The sequence below is a fragment of the Photorhabdus stackebrandtii genome, assembly GCF_011189495.1.
Lineage (GTDB): Bacteria > Pseudomonadota > Gammaproteobacteria > Enterobacterales > Enterobacteriaceae > Photorhabdus > Photorhabdus khanii.
In genome coordinates, this window is the sequence record NZ_PUJV01000173.1 from 1 (window position 1) to 522 (window position 522).

General features: G+C 46.2%; 1 protein-coding gene. It reads right to left on the reverse strand.

Annotation, left to right across the window (positions count from 1 at the left end):
• On the reverse strand, nt 1-522 hold a 522-nt coding region (locus C5470_RS22205; RefSeq protein ID WP_242688285.1), incomplete at both ends, for a reverse transcriptase domain-containing protein.

Below are 522 nucleotides of genomic sequence, written 5' to 3' on the forward strand. Positions count from 1 at the left end.
GTACTGGAAGGTGAATACCCTGTCATCGGCATACCTCACCATCTCTGCCCGCCCGTGAATATGTGAACGGCTGATTTCATCAAACCATCCATCTATTACATGATGCAGGTAGATATTAGCCAATACCAGTGACAGAATTGAACCTTGCGGACACCCGCGCACATTGCGGGATGTCTCTTTATCCACTATGACGGGCGCCGTGATTAATACTTCGATCAATCTGAGGAAACGGCGATCTGATATTTTCTTCCGCAGTATATTCATTAACTCATCATGAGGTATCATGTTGAAATACTTTCGGATATCAATTTCCACTACGGCACCCTTCCCGTTACGGTAGGTTTGCTGCTGTAGTGCCTTTAATGCTGCATGACAATTTAGTCCCGGTCGGAAACCGTAGGAGCAAGGCATAAACAACGGTTCATAAATCCGGCTGAGGATATCACTGACTGCAAGCTGGATAAGTTTGTCCTCTGTGCACGAAATGGCTAAAGGCCGTTTACTGCCGTCCTCTTTTGGAAT